Annotated in this window: 14 protein-coding genes, 2 tRNA genes and 1 pseudogene; 4 read left to right on the top strand and 13 right to left on the bottom strand. The window is 43.1% G+C overall.

What is annotated here, in order from left to right:
• Positions 1-26: 26 nt before the first annotated feature.
• The 9 genes from truB to QQK21_RS11695 form a co-directional block, all read right to left on the bottom strand.
• Complete coding sequence (gene truB / locus QQK21_RS11735) at positions 27-974, bottom strand: tRNA pseudouridine(55) synthase TruB (protein ID WP_284192375.1); 948 nt, start codon at positions 972-974, stop codon at positions 27-29.
• The gene (gene rbfA / locus QQK21_RS11730) at positions 974-1,387 is read right to left on the bottom strand and encodes a 30S ribosome-binding factor RbfA (RefSeq protein WP_284192374.1); all 414 of its coding nucleotides are present in this window, start codon (positions 1,385-1,387) and stop codon (positions 974-976) included. The genes truB and rbfA overlap by 1 nt, the downstream gene beginning before the upstream one ends.
• Positions 1,388-1,490: 103 nt before the next feature.
• Entirely contained in the window at positions 1,491-4,187 is a 2,697-nt protein-coding gene (infB, locus tag QQK21_RS11725; protein ID WP_284192373.1) for a translation initiation factor IF-2, read from the bottom strand.
• A gap of 21 nt (positions 4,188-4,208) precedes the next feature.
• Positions 4,209-5,696, bottom strand: a complete 1,488-nt coding sequence (nusA, locus tag QQK21_RS11720; RefSeq protein ID WP_284192372.1) for a transcription termination factor NusA — start codon at positions 5,694-5,696, stop codon at positions 4,209-4,211.
• 24 nt (positions 5,697-5,720) lie between these two features.
• On the bottom strand, positions 5,721-6,176 hold the full coding sequence (rimP, locus tag QQK21_RS11715; RefSeq protein ID WP_284192371.1) for a ribosome maturation factor RimP: 456 nt from the start codon (positions 6,174-6,176) through the stop codon (positions 5,721-5,723).
• A gap of 209 nt (positions 6,177-6,385) precedes the next feature.
• Positions 6,386-6,462 (bottom strand) — tRNA-Met (locus QQK21_RS11710).
• A gap of 54 nt (positions 6,463-6,516) precedes the next feature.
• Positions 6,517-6,600: transfer RNA gene (locus QQK21_RS11705), tRNA-Leu, on the bottom strand.
• A 15-nt stretch (positions 6,601-6,615) separates the two neighbouring features.
• Entirely contained in the window at positions 6,616-6,951 is a 336-nt protein-coding gene (gene secG / locus QQK21_RS11700) for a preprotein translocase subunit SecG (protein WP_284192370.1), read from the bottom strand.
• A gap of 213 nt (positions 6,952-7,164) precedes the next feature.
• Positions 7,165-7,668, bottom strand: a complete 504-nt coding sequence (locus tag QQK21_RS11695; RefSeq protein WP_284192369.1) for a GNAT family N-acetyltransferase — start codon at positions 7,666-7,668, stop codon at positions 7,165-7,167.
• Positions 7,669-8,134: 466 nt separating this feature from the next.
• Here QQK21_RS11695 and QQK21_RS11690 point away from each other — a divergent pair.
• A pseudogene (locus tag QQK21_RS11690) lies at positions 8,135-9,490 on the top strand (putative bifunctional diguanylate cyclase/phosphodiesterase); the annotation flags it as partial.
• A gap of 114 nt (positions 9,491-9,604) precedes the next feature.
• Here QQK21_RS11690 and lysS read toward each other — a convergent pair.
• The 3 genes from lysS to brnQ form a co-directional block, all read right to left on the bottom strand.
• On the bottom strand, positions 9,605-11,122 hold the full coding sequence (gene lysS / locus QQK21_RS11685; protein ID WP_284192368.1) for a lysine--tRNA ligase: 1,518 nt from the start codon (positions 11,120-11,122) through the stop codon (positions 9,605-9,607).
• A gap of 40 nt (positions 11,123-11,162) precedes the next feature.
• Positions 11,163-12,261 (bottom strand): peptide chain release factor 2 gene (gene prfB / locus QQK21_RS11680; RefSeq protein ID WP_284192367.1). Its coding sequence is split into 2 segments (ribosomal slippage): positions 11,163-12,185 and positions 12,187-12,261, totalling 1,098 coding nucleotides; the frame shifts between segments, so codons are not numbered across the junction.
• Positions 12,262-12,423: 162 nt separating this feature from the next.
• Positions 12,424-13,737 carry a branched-chain amino acid transport system II carrier protein gene (gene brnQ / locus QQK21_RS11675; protein ID WP_284192366.1) on the bottom strand — a complete coding sequence of 438 codons (1,314 nt, stop codon included), beginning with the start codon at positions 13,735-13,737 and terminating at the stop codon, positions 12,424-12,426.
• Between the two features lie 291 nt (positions 13,738-14,028).
• Here brnQ and QQK21_RS11670 point away from each other — a divergent pair, with 291 nt between their 5' ends.
• Both QQK21_RS11670 and srmB read left to right on the top strand, forming a co-directional pair.
• Positions 14,029-14,748: a tRNA1(Val) (adenine(37)-N6)-methyltransferase gene (locus QQK21_RS11670; RefSeq protein WP_284192365.1), complete on the top strand. Its 720-nt coding sequence runs from the start codon at positions 14,029-14,031 to the stop codon at positions 14,746-14,748.
• 90 nt (positions 14,749-14,838) lie between these two features.
• On the top strand, positions 14,839-16,071 hold the full coding sequence (srmB, locus tag QQK21_RS11665) for an ATP-dependent RNA helicase SrmB (protein WP_284192364.1): 1,233 nt from the start codon (positions 14,839-14,841) through the stop codon (positions 16,069-16,071).
• A gap of 65 nt (positions 16,072-16,136) precedes the next feature.
• On the opposite strand, the gene prfC is transcribed toward srmB, so the two are convergent.
• Positions 16,137-17,726, bottom strand: a complete 1,590-nt coding sequence (prfC, locus tag QQK21_RS11660) for a peptide chain release factor 3 (protein ID WP_284192363.1) — start codon at positions 17,724-17,726, stop codon at positions 16,137-16,139.
• Positions 17,727-17,937: 211 nt separating this feature from the next.
• Between prfC and QQK21_RS11655 the strand changes: the two genes are divergently transcribed.
• Positions 17,938-19,986: a putative bifunctional diguanylate cyclase/phosphodiesterase gene (locus QQK21_RS11655; RefSeq protein WP_284192362.1), complete on the top strand. Its 2,049-nt coding sequence runs from the start codon at positions 17,938-17,940 to the stop codon at positions 19,984-19,986.
• The last annotated feature ends 1 nt before the right edge of the window (position 19,987 follow it).

Here is a 19,987-nt window from a genome sequence, read left to right as displayed (position 1 = left end):
ATCACACTTCGGCTTTAAAGCCTTGGTTAATCGGTTTCGCTACGAAATACAACCAACCGCTTCGGTGCAACTTTACCATCGTCATTTAACTCAGCCACACCAATAAAAGTACGTTGGTCACCGGAGGTCATTCGCAGCACAGCTGCATCCGGAACCCCAAAAACTTGAACAGGCATACCATGCTGCACCAACTCTGTCAGCTCAGCGTTTAAATTAACTTCTGGCAAATCTTCAACCGCCGTATCCATAGGCAAAAGTAAAGGGTCGAGAAGTTCTTTAGGAGCAACTTCATCACGGTGTGCTTGTTCCAGTAGCTCATTGAGCTGCTCTAGCGTGACCATTTTTTCGTATGGGTAGTTAGCAACACCTGTACGACGAAGCATAGTAACGTGCGCCCCACAACCAAGCATTTCACCAAGATCATCAACTATGGTACGAATATAAGTACCTTTAGAGCAATGCACTTCCATCTCAACTTCATCGGCTTCAAAACGATGAAGTAAAATTTCATATACCTTTATCTTGCGAGCTTCACGAGGTACTTCTATCCCTTGACGCGCATACTCGTAAAGTGGCTTACCTTGATATTTTAACGCCGAAAACATCGAAGGAATCTGCTCAGATTCACCACGAAATCTATCAATACAGTTTTCTAGGTGTTCGAGAGAAACATTGACTGGACGCGTCTCAACAACTTGACCATCAGAATCAGAAGTATCAGTGCGCTGGCCAAGCTTCGCAATTACTCGATAGCGCTTATCTGAATCCAACAGAAATTGAGAAAACTTAGTCGCCTCGCCCAAACAGATAGGTAACATGCCCGTAGCAAGAGGATCTAAAGCCCCCGTGTGGCCTGCTTTCTCTGCAAAATATAGGCGTTTTACTTTTTGCAGAGCGTCATTCGATGAAATGCCCGTTGGTTTATCCAACAGGACTACACCATTGACTGGACGACCCTTACGACGACGAGCCATCAAGCCTTACCCTCTTCTGGATTACCGTCTTCACGACCGGCGTCTTTTTGCTTGCGTTTGTCTTCACTAATGACTTCACTCACCAAATTCGACATACGCATCCCTTCAACCAGAGTATTATCATAATGGAAACGAATCTCTGGCGTTAGGCGCAACCGAATTCGCTTACCCAACATCATACGAATATGGACTTCATGCTCACGCAATGCAGTAAGACACGACTCTGGTGTTTGCTCACCAACACACAAAAAAGTGACAAACACTTTTGCATAAGCGAGGTCTCGTGACACTTCAACATCAGAAATGGTCACCATGCCCAAACGTGAGTCACGAACTTCTCTTTGTAAGATCATGGCCAATTCTTTTTGCAGCTGCTGTGAAACGCGCTGCGTACGGCTAAATTCTTTTGACATATCTTTTCTCTTATTAGAAAGAATGGGGGGATGGTCATAACCAGCCCCCCATGGCGTATTCAACAACCAATTACCGCTTAATTTTCAAAGCTGGTTTAGTCAATTAATCAAGAGTACGTTGTATTTCAACGACTTCAAATACTTCAATTTGGTCACCCACGCGAACATCATTGTAGTTCTTCACGCCGATACCACATTCGTAGCCATTCTTAACTTCTTGAACATCATCTTTAAAGCGACGAAGTGACTCCAGTTCACCTTCATAAATAACAACGTTATCGCGTAGTACGCGGATAGGATTGTTACGCTTAATCAAGCCTTCAGTCACCATACAACCTGCAATAGCACCAAGCTTAGGCGACTTAAATACATCACGAACTTCAGCAAGACCGATAATTTCTTGCTTGAATTCCGGAGCCAGCATTCCGCCCATCGCTTGTTTCACTTCATCAATTAGTTGGTAAATGATTGAGTAGTAACGCAAATCTAGGTTTTCATTCTCAACGGTACGGCGAGCAGTCGCGTCCGCACGCACGTTAAAGCCAAGAATGATAGCATTTGAAGCCGCTGCCAATACAGCATCAGTTTCAGTAATACCACCCACACCTGAGCCGACAATATTCACTTTTACTTCATCAGTAGAAAGCTTCACAAGCGAGTCAGAAATGGCTTCAACAGAGCCCTGAACATCCGCTTTAAGAACAACGTTCAGCTCAGCAACCTCACCAGCAGCCATGTTCGAGAACATATTCTCTAGTTTCGCTTTCTGCTGACGTGCAAGCTTCACTTCGCGGAACTTACCTTGACGATAGTTTGCGACTTCACGCGCTTTACGTTCATCACGTACAACCGTTGCTTCATCACCAGATGCTGGAACACCGGAAAGACCAAGAATTTCAACAGGAATAGAAGGGCCTGCGCTCGTCACTTCTTGACCGTTTTCATCGCGCATTGCACGAACGCGGCCATATTCTTGACCACATAGAACGATGTCACCCTTATTCAGAGTACCAGACTGAACGAGAACGGTCGCAACTGGACCACGTCCTTTATCAAGACGAGATTCAACCACAACGCCAGATGCCATGCCTTCTTCTACTGCTGTAAGTTCAAGAACTTCAGATTGCAGAAGAATCGTTTCTAGTAGTCCTTCAATATTTGTACCTTGCTTAGCTGAGATATGTACAAACATATTCTCGCCGCCCCACTCTTCTGGAATGACGTCATATTGAGCAAGTTCGTTCTTAACATTGTCTGGATTTGCATCTTCTTTATCGATTTTGTTAACCGCAACAATAAGTGGCACGCCAGCTGCTTTCGCGTGCTGGATAGCTTCGATTGTTTGCGGCATTACGCCATCATCAGCTGCAACAACCAGTACAACAATATCTGTCGCTTGAGCACCACGTGCACGCATCGCCGTAAACGCTGCGTGTCCCGGTGTATCAAGAAAAGTAATCATACCGTTATCAGTTTCAACGTGGTATGCACCAATATGCTGAGTAATCCCCCCAGCTTCACCTGACGCAACGTGTGCTTTACGAATGTAGTCAAGCGTTGAGGTTTTACCATGGTCTACGTGGCCCATGATAGTAACAACAGGAGCACGAGGCACTGCTTCCGCGTCGTTATCTCGATCTGATAATACCGCTTCTTCAAGCTCGTTTTCTTTACGCAGAATCACTTTGTGACCCATTTCTTCAGCCACAAGCTGAGCCGTTTCCTGATCGATCACTTGGTTAATCGTTGCCATTGCACCCATTTTCATCATCACTTTGATGACTTCAGTACCCTTCACTGACATTTTACTAGCCAGTTCAGAGACAACGATAGTTTCACCAATAACCACATCCGCTTTCGCTACAACGGCTGTTTTATCAAAACCTTGCTGCATAGAAGCAGGCTTGGCAAGCTTACCTTTGTTACGACCTTTTCCAAGGCGAGGCGCTCGCCCGTTACCACGTCCTGATTCTTCGTCTTTAGTTGAAGGCTTAGATCTTTTCTTCTTACGACGCCCACCTTCTTCATTGCGATCAGCAGCATCTTCTGCTTCACGTGCATAAGATGATGTTGTGACATGGTAATCAGAGTTCTCGAGTTCTTTTTTCTTCTGCTCTTCTTCGCTCCAACGAGCTTCATTTTCTTCAGCGAGTTTACGAGCTTCTTCAACCAGCTTTGCCGCCTCTTGCTCAGCTTTACGCTGAGCTTCTTCTTCTTGACGACGTTTGAGATCGTCTGCTTCTTTTTTCGCTTGCGCGGTCAATTCGGCACTTTTTGCATTCATGTCTTTTTTAGCCTTATCAGCTTGTACGCGTTTGGCTTTTTCTTCGGCTTCACGTTTTGCATCCGCTTCTCGTTTTGCCTTTTCTTCAGCCTCGCGTTGTGCTTTCTCTGCAGCTTCACGTTTTGCTGCTTCTTCAGCCTCACGCTTCGCAAGCTCTTCGGCTTCACGCTTTGCTGCTTCCTCAGCTTCACGATTTGCTTCGTCTTCGATAATGCTGCGCTTCACATAAGTTCGTTTCTTGCGAACTTCGATTTGAACATCTTTACTCTTGCCTCCACCAGCATTCACACTAAGAGTGCTGCGAGTTTTTCTCTGTAGAGTCAAACGAGTTGGTTCAGCTTCACCAGAAGTATCACCATGCTCTTTTTTTAAGTGGGTAAGAAGTTTCTGTTTCTCTTCTTCACTCACTCGGTCTGCGCTTGCCTTTGCCATACCAGCATCAGCAAGTTGCTCCAATAAGCGATCGACCGGAGTGCCGATCTCTTCACTTAGAGCCTTAACAGTAATTTGTGTCATGCCGCTTCCTCCTTGCTGAAATTATTCTTCTTCACCGAACCAACAAATGTTACGCGCTGCCATAATAAGCTCACCCGCACGCTCTTCAGTAAGGCCTTCAATACCTTCTAAGTCGTCAATACCTTGGTCTGCAAGATCTTCAAGTGTTACCACGCCTTTTGCTGCTAGCTTAAAGGCCAATTCACGTTCCAAACCTTCTAAAGCTAACAAATCTTCCGCAGGCTCCAAGCCATCAAACGTCTCTTCTTGAGCAAGTGCCAGTGTCGTCAACGCATCTTTAGCTCGATTACGGAGTTCTTCAACCAAGTCTTCATCCAAACCGTCAACTTCCAATAACTCATTGACAGGAACATAAGCAACTTCTTCCAGAGAAGAGAACCCTTCTTCTACGAGAAGCTGGGCAAAATCTTCTTCAATATCAAGATATTTCATGAAGCTTTCAATTGCCGCTTGTGACTCTTCTGTATGTTTCTTATGTAAATCTGCAACCGTCATTACATTCAGCTCCCATCCCGTCAGTTGGGAAGCAAGACGAACGTTCTGACCATTGCGACCAATGGCTTGGGCCAAATTATCGGCTTCTACTGCAATGTCCATAGCATGGGCATCTTCATCGACGATGATAGAGGCAACATCTGCAGGTGCCATGGCATTGATAACGAATTGCGCTGGGTTATCATCCCACAGCACAATGTCGATACGCTCGCCACCGAGTTCACCAGATACAGCTTGAACACGAGCACCACGCATACCCACACACGCTCCAACAGGATCAATACGTTTATCGTTAGTCTTAACCGCAATTTTGGCGCGTGAACCAGGATCACGAGCCGCACCTTTAAGCTCGATGATTTCTTCAGCAATCTCTGGCACTTCTACACGGAAAAGCTCAGCAAGCATCTCTGGTTTAGAACGAGTAATAAACAGCTGGAATCCACGAGCATCTGGAGCAACGCGGTATAATAATCCGCGAACACGGTCACCCGGGCGATGGTTTTCTCGGGGCAATTGGTCATCGCGTAAAATGACAGCTTCTGCATTGTTACCCAAATCAAGAATAATCGTGTCTCGGTTTACTTTTTTAACAACACCCGTAACAAGTTCACCTTCATTATCAATGAACTGTTCAACAATTTGTGCACGTTCAGCTTCACGTACCTTCTGCACAATGACTTGCTTTGCAGTCTGAGTGGTGATTCGGTCAAATGTGACTGATTCAATTTCATCTTCTACAAAATCACCAAGCTCAATAGAATCGTCGTCAAACTGAGCCGCTTCCAAAGAAATCTCTTTGGTTGGATGTTCTACATTTTCAACGACTAACCAACGACGATACGTATCAAACTCGCCCGTTTTACGATCTATAGAAACACGCACATCAATCTCAATATCGTGTTTTTTCTTCGTCGATGTTGCTAAAGCAATCTCTAATGCTTCAAAAATCCGTTCACGAGGTACCCCTTTTTCATTCGATACCGCTTCTGCTACCGCTAAAATTTCTTTACTCATTTTAAATAGCCTCTAAGACCTTAATTAAAATTTAGGGATCAGGTTAGCTTTTGAAATATTGCTCAAAGCAAACTCTTCTTCATTGCCGTCAATATTAACTGCAACTGTCTCACCATCAACAGATTGGATAATACCTTTCCATTTGCGACGGTTGCCTACAGCCATTTTCAAAACAATGCTGACCTCGTGACCAATAAATTGTTCATAATGTTCTGCTTTGAAAAGTGGTCTTTCTAAACCGGGAGAAGACACTTCAAGGTTGTAAGCCACTGTGATCGGGTCTTCAACGTCCATGACCGCGCTGACCTGACGGCTCACTTCGGCACAATCGTCCACTGTAATGCCATTCTCATGGTCAATAAAGATACGTAACGTTGAATGCTCACCTGCACGAATAAACTCTAATCCAACTAACTCATAGCCCAATGCAACCACCGGAGCTTCAAGCATTTCAGTAAGTTGTCTTTCTAAACCAGTCATTTAAACCACTCCAGAAACAAAAAAAGGGCTTATAGCCCAATTTAAATTCCAAGCAAATTCTAACTATTCCAAAACGAAATATTTAGATAACAAAAAACCCCGATTAGTCGGGGTTTTTTATGCTGGACCCTTATACGTTAGGTAATCAGACTTACCTAACTCACAGCGCTTATATAGCTACTGTGTAAACTTGCCCACTCCGTAAGGATTGGTTGCGGGGGCCGGATTTGAACCGACGACCTTCGGGTTATGAGCCCGACGAGCTACCAAGCTGCTCCACCCCGCGTCCGACTTGTCGAGCATTATACGCTCTCTAAGTTGTTTTACAAGTTCGTAAACATGGTGCCGAGAGAGGGACTCGAACCCTCACACCTAAGGCACTAGCACCTCATGCTAGCGTGTCTACCAATTTCACCATCTCGGCAGCTAAATTCTTTAGCTATTGAGGAATTTCATCACCTGTAGGTGCTGGAACTTCACTCGCTGCTTCATCAACTTGTTGGATAACTTGACCTTGAGTCGGGTCAACCCACTGAGATTCAGTTTTGTGTGTTGACATGTTACCTAGTACTAAGCTGAGAGCAAAGAATACTGTTGCAAAAATTGCAGTCATTCGGGTTAGGAAATTTCCTGAGCCACTTGCGCCAAACACTGTGTTTGATGCGCCAGCACCGAATGAGGCTCCCATATCTGCGCCTTTACCTTGTTGAATCAACACTAGTCCGATTACACCAATCGCTGCCAACAGGTAAATCACAAGTAGAACTGTAAACATTGTTTCCACCTATGTTCCAAATTGTTGAGCCAGCGCCGCTCGAAATGACTTTCTGAACAAGGCTAGCGACCCCCTTATCGAAGGCCGAGCAATACTAACGAAAGGTGATTACGCTGACAAGCAGAATTTAAAAAAAAATGACCTCAGCGACGCCAAACGTTCAAAAAAAGGACAAAACTGAGCGTTAATCATTTGTTCATCCTAGATTTTGGCTTAAAGTTCTGAAAACTCGGAGCTGTACTCAATCATGCCTGTACGATTAGCCAATGCATTTTCATCAAGTTCCAACACTTGAAACACGCCATCTGGCACATCCCATTGACACGAAAAACCATATCTCTCACTAGCTTCAAAGCCAAAACGTGAATAATAGCTCGGTTCGCCAAGAACAACACAGGCGGGATAACCAAATTCTTTAAGGGTATCCAACGCTTCATTAACGAGTTCGGCCGCTAAACCTTGACGTCGATAGTTATCTTGGATAGCCAGTGGAGCAAGTCCTTGCCAGTTAAGATCGTCACCATTTAACGTCACAGGGCTAAACATCACATACCCTATAATCTCACCGTCATCATTACTCGCAACAAGAGCCAACGTTCTACGGCCATTTTCTCTGAGTTTCATGACCAAATTCGCTTCAGACTCTGTGTCAAAGGTTGCTTTAAGTAATTTATCAACCGCCAAAATATCTGCCGGAGCTTCTGTTCGAATAAGCATTAACCACCTCACTATACGGATAAGAAATTGTAACTCTCAACAAATACAATTCGCCATACTAATCAAAAAAATTTGCAACGTCTTGAAAAGTTTTGATCTGTTTTCTTTGAATCTCCTTACAATGGCTCACCCCATAAGCAATCCAAATCGCAAATATATCAATCCACACACAAAATGTGTTTGATGAATTTTCGTACATTGAACAAAAATAACTGGATTGAATATCTCAAAATTGACACAACATGGCACATCATAGGCGTCAAATCTTGTTAATCATATCGACGATCCGTTAGTTTGTAGAAAGTAAAATGTGTTTTATTAACGATAACGGCAAAATCCCTACCACTTGTCAGGGAATTAGTTTCCATTTTTATTCTATTTAATCAAATTGTCATAGCAGTTACGGCGTTATCATTATCGATCCTTTCTGTTATCTGCATTAGTCTCGAGAGAGTTGGTAATACCCTTGATGTTGTCGCAACAATTACAGTATTGGCTGAAAAAGCTAGCGTCAGATAATTTACTTAAGCTTACCATTTCAGATCGCCACCACAGCGACACTTTAACTCGCCTCGGATTCACTCAATATTTAAATCAGCTGGTTGAAGATGAAGTACCATTGCTCCTCCTCTACCTAGACATTGACAATTTTAAAAACATCAATGACTCTTTAGGACATCATATTGGCGATAAAGTCTTAGTAGAAGTTTCTCATCGCCTCGCAAAATTTTTGCCCAAAAACACCATTATCGGGCATTTAGGCGGCGATGAATTTGGCGTCATCATCCCCAAACCCAACGATTCTACCACCGCTGACATTTTGGCCGATCAAATTATTTCGCTGATCAATAAGCCCTTCGATTTACAGCATTTCAGCAAAGGATTATCTTGTTCTATTGGTAGCGTCTCCTACCCAGAAAATGGCACAAATGCACGACTCCTGCTGCAAAACGCTGACACTGCCATGTATGAAGCCAAAAATCGGGGCAGAAACCGTTTAATAAAATTCAACAAAAAAATGAACAAAGAGGCGCGCACGCGTCTTTGGCTAGAAATTGAATTGCAGAAAGCTTTAAAACAGAACGGCTTAGAGGTCTGGTATCAACCCAAGGTCAATGCACAAAACTTTAGTATCAATGGTGCAGAGGCCTTAATACGCTGGAAACATCCTATAAAAGGGTATATTAGCCCAAGCTCCTTCATTCCTATCGCCGAACGCGCAGGGTTAATTGAGCGTTTAGGCCGAGTGGTGATACGTGAAGTTTTTAACACAGTGAGGCAGTGGGAACGGCAAGGTATTTTGCCCGGACGAATTGCCATCAATCTGTCTCCTGAGCAATTTGGCAACCCTACACTTGTCACCTATGTGGAGAAGCTTTTACGGCGCACAGAACTCGATCCGAGCTGTATTACCTTTGAATTAACTGAAAGTGCGGTAATGAGTGATAGTAAACACACACTCAAGATGCTTAATGCGATAAAAAGCTTAGGCTTTAGTCTATCTATTGATGACTTTGGCACCGGCTATTCTTCATTGTCTTATCTTGCGCGCTTTCCAGTCGATGAACTCAAAATAGATAGAACATTTATTTCCGACATAGACACCCTACCCAAGCAAATTACTGTCATTGAAAACATCATTAATCTTGGGAATTCACTTAACCTTAGTGTGGTGGCAGAAGGAGTTGAAACCAAACAACAAGCCGCTCTACTTTCAAGCCTTAATTGTCACTCTATTCAAGGTTTTCACTTTTTCCACCCTCACCCAAAACATGAAGTTGAGCTCCTTTTTTCTCAAAGTAGCCACTGCTTAACTCAATAATCACTATCAAGCTATGCCAGCAGTGACCATGTCGGGTAACTCACTCAAAAATGTAAAAAGGCCGATACAAGATCGGCCTAATAGTTCTGCTTAGAGCAAAGCATAATATATCGACTAGGATTGAGGACGCATTGCTGGAAACAAAATGACATCGCGGATTGTATGAGTATTGGTAAACAACATGGCTAGACGATCAATACCAATACCTTGCCCAGCGGTAGGTGGTAAACCATGCTCTAGCGCAGTAATATAATCAGCATCATAATACATAGCTTCATCATCACCCGCATCTTTCGCATTCACTTGTGCTTTAAAACGTGCGTCTTGATCTTCAGCGTCATTTAGCTCAGAGAAACCATTGGCCACTTCACGTCCACCAATAAAGAATTCAAAACGGTCGGTAAAGAACGGATTATCATCACTGCGACGAGCCAAAGGTGAGATATCTGCTGGATATCCAGTAATAAATGTTGGTTGGATTAGCTGTGGCTCAGCCGTTTCACCAAAGATTTCTTCCAACAATTGACCACAGGTCCAGAAAGGCTCGACCTCAACATGGACTGACTTCGCTATGGCAACCATCTTGTCGCGATATTGCAGATCATCTTCAGTGAGGGCCTGAATCTCGACGTGCTCTGGATTATAATGCTTGATTGCTTCAAACATACTCATACGAGCATATGTACCGCCAAACTCAACGATTTCATCTCCATATGGCATAGAGGTTGAACCCAAAACATCCATGGCCACAGTACTCAACATTTCTTCCGTTAGATCCATAAGATCTTTGTAATCAGAGTACGCTTGATAGAATTCCATCATGGTAAACTCTGGGTTGTGGCGAGGCGAAAGCCCCTCATTGCGAAAGTTTCTGTTGATCTCGAAAACTCGATCAAAGCCACCTACCACTAAACGCTTTAGATACAGCTCAGGAGCAACACGTAGATACATATCAATATCCAACGCATTGTGGTGGGTAACAAATGGACGTGCTGTAGCACCGCCAGGAATGACATGCATCATCGGCGTTTCAACTTCTAGGTAACCTTTTTGACTCATAAAGTTACGAATAGACGAAACAAGCTTAGAGCGGATGATAAATGCTTGGCGAGAATCTTCGTTAACAATCAAGTCCACATAACGCTGGCGATAACGCATTTCTTGATCCGTTAGACCATGAAATTTCTCAGGTAGTGGTCGAAGTGCCTTAGTCAGTAACTCATACTCTTCCATGTTTACGTACAAATCACCTTTACCTGATTTATGCAAGGCACCTTTTACGCCGATTATGTCACCAATATCTAGGCCTTGATATTTGGTTTTTAGTTCTGTTTGAACCTCTTTTGCGGCGTAGGCTTGAATTCGTCCAGAAGTCTCTTGAATCACGAGAAAAGGTCCTCGCTTAGCCATGATTCGACCAGCAATTGCCACAATATGATTGAGTTCTTCCAGTTCTTCCTTAGTCTTTTCACCGAACTCTTTTTGCAAATCACCAGCCAACACGTCACGGCGAAAATCGTTAGGGTGACCATTCGCCTTGCAGCTTTTGCGGATTTCATCCAATTTAGCACGGCGCTCAGCAATCAGCTTGTTTTCTTCTTGTAGGTTTTCGTTTTGAACAGCGTCAGTCATTGTTCGATATATCCTGTTTCGCTTGAATGTCGATAAAAGCTTACAGACCTGATTTCAGGCTAGCTTCAATGAATTTGTCTAAATCACCGTCAAGAACCGCTTGTGTATTGCGATTTTCAACGCCAGTGCGCAAATCTTTTATGCGTGAGTCATCCAGTACGTATGAACGGATCTGACTACCCCAACCGATGTCAGATTTCGCATCTTCATTCGCTTGCTTTTCAGCATTCTGCTTTTGAATTTCTAGCTCAAATAATTTGGCACGCAGCTGCTTCATTGCCTGATCTTTATTCTTGTGCTGAGAGCGATCATTCTGACACTGAACCACGGTATTTGTCGGAACGTGCGTAATACGTACCGCAGATTCGGTGGTGTTTACGTGTTGTCCACCTGCACCAGAAGCGCGGTACACATCAATACGAAGATCCGCTGGATTAATGTCTATCTGAATATTGTCGTCAATTTCTGGGTAGATAAAAGCAGAAGCAAACGAAGTATGGCGACGTCCACTTGAATCAAAGGGAGATTTACGTACCAAACGATGAACACCGGTTTCCGTTCTCAACCACCCATAGGCGTATTCACCTGAAATCTTAACTGTCGCACCTTTAAGACCAGCCACCTCTCCTTCAGATACTTCAATAACTTCAGTTTTAAAACCTTTCGCTTCAGCCCAGCGTAGATACATACGTAACATCATAGATGTCCAATCTTGAGCCTCAGTGCCACCTGAGCCAGATTGCAAATCAATATAACAATCTGATCCATCATGATCGCCAGAGAACATACGACGAAATTCAAGCTTTTCCAGCTTGCTTTCTAGCTCAGCCAATTCAGGCTCAATTTCATCAAACGTTTCTTGATCTTCTTCTTCTACGGCTAACTCAAGCAGGCCATCAACATCTTCAACACCTTGAATAAGCTGATCGATAGTTTCTACAACCGCCTCAAGAGACGCTCGTTCTTTTCCTAATGCCTGTGCACGCTCAGGTTCGTTCCAAACATCTGGCTGCTCTAATTCTGCATTGACTTCTTCTAGACGCTCTTGCTTCGCGTCATAGTCAAAGGTACCCCCTCAGGACATTGGTGCGCTCAGACACGTCCTTCAGGCGATTTTTAATTGGATTAATTTCAAACATACTCGCTCAACATTTATGAGTAGAATTTAACCGAAGGATTGTACTGAAAAGTGTGATGAAGATACAGATTTATTTTGGAAGTGACAGCGAATTTTGCACACAAAAATCCACCTGCTGAACTGCATCAGCTAGGTGGATTTTGCCTATCAATCTTTGATTAATTTATGCGACTTCTTTATTTAGAGATGGCTGCTCAGATTTGCCGACAAAAAGCATACCTATCATAGTGGCGAAAGTTGGTAGCAACCAACCCATGCCAAAATCAAACATAGGCAGCACACTGAAAGCAGAGACGTCAAAACCCGCCACTTTCAATGCATCAATAAGAGCAAAAAGAAGTGATACTGCAAGTACAACTCGGTAGGCAAGTTTAGGACTTGGGAGAAACTTGCGTATGAACGTCAACACCACAAGGGCAATAGCAACCGGATATAAAGCAAATAGCACGGGTATGGATAGAGTAATTAGCTGAGATAGACCAACATTCGCCACTACAGCGCAAGCCACACCATTTATGATAACCCATTGTTTGTATGAAACAGGAGTCAAAGAACTAAAGTAGTCAGAACAGGCAGAAATAAGGCCTATCGCGGTTGTCAAACAAGCAAGTAATACAATGACTGACAACACAATTTGTCCATATGGACCAAATAAAGATTGGACATACAGACTGAGGATGATACCACCATTATCGGCGCCCGATGCGACTGCAGAGCTCGTCGCTCCTAAGTAGAACAGAGAGATATAAACAAACGCAAGGCCAATAGCAGCAATACATGCAGCACTAATCAAGTATCGAGCTGTTGCTTTTTGTTCTGTGATCCCTCTCTGACGCAACGCGTCAACAATCAAGACACCAAACATTAATGCTCCAAAGGTGTCCATAGTGTTATACCCTTCAAGGAAACCTTTTTGCAGAGGTTGCTTCAAGTATTCACCTTGAGCAAACTGCATAGATCCCTGTGGATCCACAAATACTGCAAAAGCCAAAATAATTAAACCGATAAACAGAACAGGCGTGAGAACTTTGCCTATCACGTCAATTAGCTTTCCCTGAGACCAAGAGAAAAAGATTGCGACGGCAAAAAATAGTACTGAAAATAAAGTCAGATGTGATTGAGTAGCCTCGATAAAAATTGGCTTAACCGCCATCTCATAGGCAACTAACCCAGTTCGAGGCGCAGCAAAAGCAGGCCCGATGATGATAAAGATTAACACTGCCATCAGCATTGCTGCACGCTTAGGTAAATCTTGAGTTAAGTGCTCCCATGAGCCACCAGCCACTGCAATTGCAATAATCGTAGCAAGGGGAAGACCAACAGCCGTGCCAAGAAAACCTATCATTGCTGGTATCATATTTTCACCAGCCAACTGACCCGCTAACGGTGGAAAAATAATATTGCCAGCACCCAAAAAGAACGCGAAAAGCATAAAGCCTAACGCAATAATATCTGTTAATTTTAAAGTCTGATTCACAAGAGACCCTTTAACTATATGTGATTGATGTTGTGTATGCTGAGCTATCCAATAGGTTGCCCAGTCTATAAATTTGGACGCGAATAATGACGAAACACTCTCTTATCTGCAAGCCTAAGCCTGAGAACATCATATAAATTTATAAATAAGGCCAATATGCAGCATTATTGACTAAATTGAGAATTAAATTAAGATGATAATATTGGCAAAAAGCAACTTTAAACTTAACACAACAACAACAAGTTTTAAACAAACCTACCAAATCAACTCCGAGCATAACTGTAAACAACAATGAAAAACAACAACGCCAAAACCAAAGACTTTACATTCAAACAATTTAAAGTGACCGGTGGCTATTCAGGTATGCCAGTCAGTACCGATAGCGTGTTACTTGGCACTTGGTGTGACTTACATAGGGCAACAAAAGTTCTTGATATAGGCACAGGAACTGGATTGCTCGCTTTGATCTGTGCTCAGCGAAATCCAAATTGCACTATTGATGCTATTGAAATTGATGATCAAGCTTGCTCGGCCGCTAAGACTAACTTTGACAATTCACCATGGCACACGCGTATAAATCTGTTGTCGGGGGATGTGTTAACTTTTCCATTTCAAAGCAAATATGACGCTATCATCTGCAATCCGCCTTATTTTGACACAGGAGAAACCTCTTCGAAAAAACAGCGAGCCATAGCAAGACATACGTTAACCCTCAATCATCAGGCCCTACTAACAAAAGTACTCACTCTGGTCACCGAAGAAGGGAAAGCTTGGTTTGTACTACCAGAAGCTGAAGGACGAAAATTCATCGAACTAGCACTATCTATCGGATGGAATCTAACCAAATTGTGTGAGGTCCAATCAACCGATAGAAAACCGCCTCATCGACTCTTGATACAACTCGCTCAAATAGACACTGGGCTTGAAAGTCAGCAACTCATTATTCAAACAAATAATGCTTACACTGAAGACTTTATCGCTCTTACTCAAGACTTTTATCTCAAGATGTAAAAATTAAGGTGTGACCCGTATCACCGAAGCCTCTATAATACGTTTCCTCAATTTTATAGTTCTCACTTACCAGCGTGTGGAGATACCAGAGTGATCAAAAATTTTGCTGAACTAGAGCTCGATCCAAACCTGCTCATCGCAATAGAAGAAATGGGCTTTAGTCGCCCAACTCAGATTCAAGCAGAGTCAATTCCACAAGCTTTAGATGGCAAAGATATTCTTGCATCTGCCCCGACAGGCACAGGTAAGACCGCCGCTTTTGCACTCCCAGCATTGCAATATTTACTAGACTTTCCTCGTCGAAAACCGGGACCTGCACGAATTTTAATTCTCACTCCAACTCGTGAATTGGCAATGCAAGTGGCAGATCAAGCCCGTGATTTTGCCAAACACACCAATTTAAATATTTTTACGATTACTGGTGGTGTCCAATACCAGGAACATGCAGAGATTCTATCGACAACCCAAGATATCGTTGTTGCGACACCAGGCCGGTTGATGGAGTACATTGAAGCGGAGCGTTTTGATTGCCGAGCGATAGAATGGCTCATTTTAGACGAAGCCGATCGCATGCTCGATATGGGTTTTGGGCCAACTGTCGATCGTTTGTCCTCAGAGTGCCGCTGGCGTAAGCAAACCTTACTCTTTTCAGCGACATTGGAAGGTAAGGGTGTGGAGGGTTTTAGTGCTGACTTACTAAAAGATCCTGCCCATATAGACGCCGAACCTTCACGAAGAGAACGCAAGAAAATCGCGCAATGGTATCATAGGGCCGACGATCTACCGCATAAGTTAGCCCTGCTTAAACATATTCTAACCGAGCAAGCGGAACGTACTATTATTTTCGTCAAAACTCGTGAACGTTTAGCAGAGCTGCGTTCTGAGCTTGAAAAAGATCAAATCCCATGTGCTTGGATTCAAGGCGAAATGCCACAAGACAGACGTAATAATGCCATTTCACGTTTTAGAGATGCTAGCGTCAATATACTAATTGCAACCGATGTTGCGGCTCGTGGAATTGATTTGCCCGATATAAGTCATGTCATCAACTATGATATGCCCCGTAGTGCCGACGTATATCTACATCGCATTGGCCGTACAGCTCGTGCAGGAAAAAAGGGCAATGCGATTTCACTGATCGAAGCCCATGATCAACCTATGATGGAACGCGTGACGCGTTACGTTAAAGAAGAGATTAAAGAAAGATTTATTAAAGAGCTTCGACCCAAGCATAAGAAGCCTGTGTTCAAGAAAAAGAAAAAAGACGATAAGAAAAAACCACCCGTCAAAAACAAAAAGAAAACCACTAAAAAGAAAAAATAACCGTCTTAAATACACAAAAGGGCTAGCGACAAAGCGCTAGCCCTTTTATTGTAGGCACCTGAGTGTTAATGCTCGCGAGTTGCACGAAAATCAACATCTGGGAAACGCTCTTTAGCCAAATTGAGATTAACCATTGTTGGCGCAATATACGTTAGGTTGTCTCCACCATCGAGAGCCAAATTTGCTTGGTTTTTACGCTGGAATTCATCGAGCTTTTTACCGTCACTACAATCAACCCAGCGCGCAGTCGCCACATTGACACTTTCATATATAGCTTCCACGTTGTATTCTGCTTTTAACCTCGCAACCACAACGTCAAACTGAAGCACACCAACCGCGCCTACAATAAGGTCATTGTTTTGCAGTGGACGAAACACTTGCACTGCACCTTCCTCAGAAAGCTGAACTAAGCCTTTTAATAATTGCTTTTGCTTTAGTGGGTCCTTAAGGCGAATACGACGAAATAGTTCAGGGGCAAAATTGGGGATACCCGAAAACTTCAGAAGCTCACCTTGAGTAAAGGTATCACCAATCTGGATGGTGCCATGATTGTGTAGACCTATAATATCACCGGCATAGGCTTCTTCTGCTCTTGATCGGTCTCCTGCCATAAAAGTCACAGCATCGGAAATATTGACTTGTTTCCCAAGACGAACATGATTCATTTTCATGCCTTGTTTGTAGGTACCAGAAACAATACGCATGAAAGCAATACGATCTCTATGCTTAGGATCCATATTGGCCTGAATCTTAAATACAAAACCAGAAAATTTGTCTTCATAGGCTTCAACTTCACGCTCATTAGCCTGACGCGGCATCGGAGCAGGAGCCCATTCAGTCAACCCGTCTAGCATATGGTCTACACCAAAGTTGCCTAATGCGGTCCCAAAATAAACCGGGGTCAGTTCACCAGCAAGGAAAAGCGCGTTGTCAAACTCAGGGCAGGCACCGATAACTAGCTCTAGCTCTTCTCGCAATTGCTGCGCCAACTCATCTCCCACGGCCTCATCAAGTTCAGGGTTGTCTAGACCTTTGACAATACGTGTTTCTTGAATCGTATGGCCATGACCTGTGGTATAGAGAACCGTTTCATCACGGTGTATATGGTAGACTCCTTTAAACTCTTTCCCACAACCTATGGGCCAAGTAATAGGTGAGCATGCAATACTCAATTCACTTTCCACTTCATCCAACAATTCCATAGGATCGCGAATATCTCGGTCGAGCTTATTCATAAAAGTGACAATGGGCGTATCACGTAATCGTGTCACTTCCATCAATTTACGAGTACGATCTTCGACACCTTTAGCGGCATCGATCACCATTAGACATGAGTCAACGGCAGTCAGGGTACGGTATGTATCTTCAGAAAAGTCTTCGTGTCCTGGGGTATCCAAAAGGTTGACAAGACACTCATTGTACGGAAACTGCATTACCGATGTGGTTACAGAGATACCACGCTCCTTTTCCATTTCCATCCAATCTGACTTGGCATGTTGTGCAGAGCCTCTTCCTTTAACCGTGCCTGCAGTTTGAATTGCACGACCAAAAAGTAATACTTTTTCTGTTATTGTGGTTTTACCCGCATCAGGGTGAGAGATGATAGCGAATGTTCTGCGCTTGGAGACTTCGCCCTTAAATACTGAATTTGACATCAAAGATTCTTCTTAAATTGAACGAGCTAGTAACTGTCGAAACAAGTCATGATTTGCACACTAGCTTATTGATTCTATTTTGCGCCGTATTTTGGCTTATATTGGCTTTAGGAGCAACAAAGACAAATAAATCTGCTTCAAATGCACTACAAATTAAAATATCAATAAATTTAGTCTATAACTAAAGGAGTAGAGGGAACCAGTTACGATTATGCCTGCGAGCAAAAAAATAAACTCATTAGCATTCCGACAAGCAAAAACCGTTTTCCTAGTGTCTGTGATACTGGGGATTATCTTTAGTCTTTATCAAATCTTGGTGGATCTCCATCAGGAACACAAACGGATTGAAGAACACTATCAGTTCAAGTTACTGCAAAATTACAGTAACGCGAGTCAAGCCGCATACCATTTAAATCAACTTTTAGCAGAGCAAGTCGCTTCAAGCTTACTCATGGATAGTGCAATTTACCGTGTCGCTATTGTTGATGACTTTGGCGATGTGTTGACAGAAGAAGAACGTAAAGTTGTGATGGAAAGCTCATTTACCGAGGCACTATCGGAGTATCTCACTCCTAACATACCAGTCTATGAAACCGAGCTTCATCAACCTAATTCACACGTCGTTGTGGGTAAACTAAGTTTTTCTGTGAATGGCGCGAATATTGCGAAAAACTTTATCGCCAAAACAAGTCATATACTTCTGTTTGATCTGTTTAGAAATATCCTGCTGACAACCATATTGCTGTTGTTTTTCTATCAAAAACTATCAAAACCACTTGTGACACTCATTGAATGGGTAAAATCTCTCCAAAACCACAAAGAAGTCTCTATGCCAAACCTCAACAGAGATGATGAATTGGGACAACTCGCAACGACATTTCACAATTTGTGGAAAGACAGAGAAGCGGCAGAAGCAAAACTTAATCAGCTGGCTTACTACGATTCACTCACAGGACTCGCTAACCGGAGCTTGCTACTTAAGACTTTGGAAGATGTGATAGAAAAAGCCAAAAGAGATAAAACGGCTGGTGTATTGTTTTATTTAGATCTAGACAGGTTTAAGACTATCAACGACTCGTTAGGACATACGATAGGTGACCATCTGATTAAAGCAATTGCAAAACGAATGGAAGCTTGGCTTGCTGATGATTATACCGCCGCACGTATCGGTGGAGACGAGTTTGCTATTCTTATGCCTTCAGTACACCCTGATAAAGCTCACGAGACCGCTCAGCAACTTCTTGCGCTCATCTCAAACCCTTACTCAATTGATGATCATTTGCTCTATTGCACAACTAGTGTGGGCATATCTGTATTTCCCTCAGTTAGCAGCACCAACATTGACGTTTTGCGTCAAGCAGACACAGCTTTATATAGAGCCAAAGTCGCTGGGCGCAACAAGTACATGTTCTATGAACCTGAAATGCAAGCTCAGGTCGAGTCATTCTTAGAAATTGAAAAAGGCCTTCATGAAGCGATCAATAAAGGTCAACTCGAGCTCTATTATCAGCCTCAAGTCAGTGGAAAGCAGCAAATTGTTGGTGTGGAGGCCTTAATTCGCTGGAACCATCCGGAAAAAGGCTTGCTACCTCCGGGAGTTTTCATGCCTATTGCAGAAGAGACCGGACAAATTTTGCAAATAGGTAACTGGATCATTGAACAAGCCTTACACCAATATTCCGCTTGGCTCAAACAGGGCGTTCTTCCTGATACTTTTAAACGGCTTGCTATCAATATCAGCCCACTTCAATTTGCACAAAATAGTTTCGTCGAATATATCCATGATGCATTGGCTCAGGCTGGTGTGAAAGGCGATCATATCGAATTAGAGATTACCGAAAACCTACTGCTTGAAAACGTAGAAGATGCGATAGAGAAAATGAGTAAGTTGAAGGAATTCAACCTTAAGATTTCCATTGACGATTTTGGTACTGGTTATTCATCACTGAGGTACTTAAAACATTTGGCTGCAGATGTTCTCAAGATCGACCGTTCATTTGTCACTCAAGTTCACTTAGATGAAAGCGATCAAGCCATCGTTGACACCATTATAATGACAGCACAAAGATTAAAACTAGAAGTTATTGCAGAAGGGGTAGAAGAAGCTGCGGAACTCAACATTCTTAGAGAGTTAGGTTGCGATCAATTCCAAGGTTATTTATTTGATAAACCACTACCAGCATCAGAGCTACCTTCTCGTTTTGAAAAGAACTTCTATGCTATTGAAGGTTCAACGCCTATCAAAGCTGTACAAAAATGAT

The sequence above is a fragment of the Vibrio zhanjiangensis genome (assembly GCF_030161235.1).
GTDB classification, from domain to species: domain Bacteria; phylum Pseudomonadota; class Gammaproteobacteria; order Enterobacterales; family Vibrionaceae; genus Vibrio; species Vibrio zhanjiangensis.
This window is presented reverse-complemented; position numbering and strand designations above follow the sequence as displayed.

Bases quoted from the DNA above. Each gene is read 5' to 3' on its own strand.
- truB (WP_284192375.1), bottom strand. From the start codon at position 974: ATGGCTCGTCGTCGTAAGGGTCGTCCAGTCAATGGTGTAGTCCTGTTG.
- rbfA (WP_284192374.1), bottom strand. From the start codon at position 1,387: ATGTCAAAAGAATTTAGCCGTACGCAGCGCGTTTCACAGCAGCTGCAA.
- infB (WP_284192373.1), bottom strand. From the start codon at position 4,187: ATGACACAAATTACTGTTAAGGCTCTAAGTGAAGAGATCGGCACTCCG.
- nusA (WP_284192372.1), bottom strand. From the start codon at position 5,696: ATGAGTAAAGAAATTTTAGCGGTAGCAGAAGCGGTATCGAATGAAAAA.
- rimP (WP_284192371.1), bottom strand. From the start codon at position 6,176: ATGACTGGTTTAGAAAGACAACTTACTGAAATGCTTGAAGCTCCGGTG.
- secG (WP_284192370.1), bottom strand. From the start codon at position 6,951: ATGTTTACAGTTCTACTTGTGATTTACCTGTTGGCAGCGATTGGTGTA.
- QQK21_RS11695 (WP_284192369.1), bottom strand. From the start codon at position 7,668: ATGCTTATTCGAACAGAAGCTCCGGCAGATATTTTGGCGGTTGATAAA.
- lysS (WP_284192368.1), bottom strand. From the start codon at position 11,122: ATGACTGACGCTGTTCAAAACGAAAACCTACAAGAAGAAAACAAGCTG.
- QQK21_RS11670 (WP_284192365.1), top strand. From the start codon at position 14,029: ATGAAAAACAACAACGCCAAAACCAAAGACTTTACATTCAAACAATTT.
- prfC (WP_284192363.1), bottom strand. From the start codon at position 17,726: ATGTCAAATTCAGTATTTAAGGGCGAAGTCTCCAAGCGCAGAACATTC.
- QQK21_RS11655 (WP_284192362.1), top strand. From the start codon at position 17,938: ATGCCTGCGAGCAAAAAAATAAACTCATTAGCATTCCGACAAGCAAAA.